This is a genomic window from Parafrankia sp. FMc2 (assembly GCF_041008525.1).
Lineage (GTDB): Bacteria > Actinomycetota > Actinomycetes > Frankiales > Frankiaceae > Parafrankia.
Genome location: NZ_JBFLUG010000311.1, coordinates 1 through 2,980 on the forward strand (window position 1 = coordinate 1; position 2,980 = coordinate 2,980).

General features: G+C 72.0%; 3 protein-coding genes and 1 pseudogene. All 4 read right to left on the minus strand.

The annotated features are described in order from the left end of the window. Nucleotides 1-100: 100 nt before the first annotated feature. A complete protein-coding gene (locus AB1460_RS36575; protein WP_368967080.1) occupies nucleotides 101-2,293 on the minus strand; it encodes an ATP-binding protein in 2,193 nt (730 codons plus the stop codon). Further along, entirely contained in the window at nucleotides 2,290-2,538 is a 249-nt protein-coding gene (locus tag AB1460_RS36580; RefSeq protein ID WP_368967082.1) for a hypothetical protein, read from the minus strand. The genes AB1460_RS36575 and AB1460_RS36580 overlap by 4 nt, the downstream gene beginning before the upstream one ends. Next, on the minus strand, nucleotides 2,535-2,762 hold the full coding sequence (locus AB1460_RS36585) for a hypothetical protein (protein WP_368967084.1): 228 nt from the start codon (nucleotides 2,760-2,762) through the stop codon (nucleotides 2,535-2,537). The genes AB1460_RS36580 and AB1460_RS36585 overlap by 4 nt, the downstream gene beginning before the upstream one ends. Nucleotides 2,763-2,778: 16 nt before the next feature. Then, nucleotides 2,779-2,980, minus strand: a pseudogene (locus AB1460_RS36590) (hypothetical protein); the annotation flags it as partial.

A 2,980-nucleotide genomic window follows, 5' to 3' on the forward strand; every position in this document is an offset into this window, starting at 1 on the left:
GGCGGGAGCCCCTCCCATGAAGGGTGTTTTCGCTGGTCGTGTACGGGAGGGAGGGTGTGGGAGGGGGGTTGGGAGACCTCCCGGTGGTGCGGTGGCCTCCCTACTCGTCTCCCGCCTGCCGGTCGGCACGGACAGTGAGGGCGTGGCGGACGGCGTCGGCGGTCAGGTACATCTCGGAGGACTTGGTGGCGTCGGATTCGAACGCCCGCAGGGTGGTGCGCAGCGTGGCGGTCGACCAGGACTCGTAGTAGGCGGGGGCGAGTTCCATGAGGCGGGAGAGCACGACCTGGGTGCGCTCCCGGTCGGCGCCGCGCAGGACGGTGAGCATGTCCGCGAGCGGGTCGCGCTCGTCGGGCTCGTCGCCGGGGGTGCGGGTGACGACCTGGGCGCGGCGGGCCTTGGCGCGGTCGGCGATCTCGGTGGCGGGTTCGCCGTCGATGAAGTGGGTCCGCACGGTCACGCTGGACGCGCCGGCCGGGATCGGGACACCTTCACCGGTGACCACGAGGGTGCCCTTGTCCAGGCCCTGGCGCAGCTTGTTGGGAGCGGCTCCGCCGTCCACGGCCTTGTCTCCGAGTGCCTGGCGGGCCTGGGCTTCGGTGCCCACGACCAGGGAGCCGCGGATGTGCGCACCTTCGCGGATCAGCTTGGGCAGGTTCTGGTCGGTGGGGTCCTGGGTGCCCTGCCACACGGTGACGTTCACCGCACGACCCTGGTTGTGGATGGCGCGGATGGCGTTGTAGTAGCGGGACTTCGCCTTCGTGCCGCCGTAGGGCCGGCCGTCGTCTCCTACCGCCGGGCACATGAACGCCCGCTGTGCCTCGTCGACGATGAGGACCAGGGGGTGGAACCCCTGCCCGGACTGGGCCATCTCGCGGGTGACGCCTTCCTTCGACCCGGATGCCTTCGCGGCCTCGATCCGGCGTTCCATCTCAGCCACGGCGTCCTCAGCCATGTGGGTGATCGCCATGACGTGGGTGTCGGTCGGGCCTTCGACCAGCCGGCTCGCGAGCCCTTCGAACATCGACCAGTCACCCACGCCCTTGAGGTCACCGATCCAGAACTCCACGGTGGGGTCGAACCCCAGCCACAGCGCCAGGGCCCGCAGGCTGGCGGTCTTGCCCTGGTTCGACAGGCCCGTGAGCAGCAGATGGCACTGGAACAGGCGGATCAGCAGCGCATCCCCGCGCAGGTCCTGCCCCCACGGCGCGCGGCCGGTGTAGTAGTCCGCGGACATCTCCGGGTCGAGGACCAGCGGCGACGGGCCGATCGGCTCGTCCAGCGCGCCAGGTTCGGCGATCCACAGCCGCACCGTGCGCCGCAGCTTCGCGGGAATGCTGATGAACACCTCGTGCTCGTGACGGCCCAGGTTCTCCGCGAGCTTGCGATGCCGCTTCTGGATCTCCTCCGTCGACGTGCCCGACGGCAACTGCACATCGACCTCGACCCCGCACCCGGCGGTGGTGATCGGGCTGAGCATGCCCGCCCCGTAGTCCGGCATCTCCTTGATCCGCCTGCGCAGGTCGGCGTAACCCAGGTCCCGGAACGCGGTGACCACGATCGACGGGGTGATCTCCTCCCCGACGTCGGGACGCTGCCCCGCCGGCATGAGCCGGGTCGGCAGCGACGCACCGTCCTCACCGACACGCCGCGTGATCAGCAGCCAGGCCAGGATCGCCCCGACCCCCGCGAACGGTACGAGCACGGTCGCGACCGTGACCAGGGTCCGCAGCGCCCAGCCCACGAAACCCCAGTAGTCACCCCAGCCCACGCCCAGTGGGTGGATCGCTCCCGCCAGGATCCCGGCGGTCAGCAGCACCCCGGCCAGCGCCACGACCGCGGCCACCGCGGACATCGCCGCCGATGCCAGCACCGCGGGCAGGTCACGGATCCGCGCCCGGCGGGTGCTCTTCGCGGCCTGCAGCCGGTCCAACCACTCCGCCAGCTCCGCCTTGTCGCCACGGGCGCGGGCCGCGCGGATCTGCTCCCGGATCGCCGCGTGCGTGACGGCGTCGGCCGCCCGCCGCGCGAGCACCACATGCCCCTGCCCGGACTGCACCGCCATCCGCGCGGCGGTCCGCGCCAGCTCCCGGCCGCTCTCCGGCAGCGCCGGCACCACACGCTGCGCCGGCCGGACCTGCTGCGGCGCTGCCGGGGCGAGCACCACCCCGTCGCGGTCCAGGACGTCCCCTTCCAGCACGACCCCCACCGGGGCGTCGACCGGCGGCGTCCACGGTCCAGGCAGGACCACCCCATCCGCCGGGGTGTCGTCACGGTGCGGCTGCTCGCTCATCGGTGCTCACCTCCCCTCGGGAATCCGGTCGGGACCAGCCACACGGATGCGGCCAGCGGGCCGATGCCCGCCGCGGACGTCGCGGCGATGTCCGCCCGTTCGGCGGCGTCGACGATCGTCGCGACGATCAGACCGACGATCCGCAGCGCCAGGACCACGCTCGCCAGCAGCACCAGAACCCCAGTCGCCCACCACGGCAACGCCCGCAGGTCATCGAGGACCCCCCGGCCCGTCCCGCCGGTCACCGTCGGCCCTTCGGGGCGTGCTTCTCGGACAGCACGGACAGGGTGATAGCCGCCGGACCGGACTCGATGTCGATGCGCTCACCGGGGTGGGTGAACTTCAGGTCCTTCACGGCGGTGTCGCGGTGGACCAGGCAGACCCGGCGGGTCGTGGTCCCGCAGGTCAGCACGTGGTGGGCATCCATGGTGCAGGTGCCTTCGTCGCAGATCACGCTGTCGTACGTCACGGGTCTGTCCTCCGGGTCAGGGCTTGGGGTACAGCTCGGTGTTGACCTGGTCGCGCAGCTCCCGTGCCGTCGACGGGGCGATCTGCAGCTCACGGCGGAGCTGCTCCGCGGTCACCGGCTTGCCGTTGCGTCGCGCGATCCGCCGGGCGGCGGCCAGTACCTGCTTCGCGGTGCGGGTCCGGGTGGGGGCCGGCGGATCGCGCGACGCAACGGCAAGC

Coding starts and splice junctions, on each gene's coding strand:
- AB1460_RS36575 (WP_368967080.1), bottom strand. CDS start 2,293: ATGAGCGAGCAGCCGCACCGTGACGACACCCCGGCGGATGGGGTGGTC.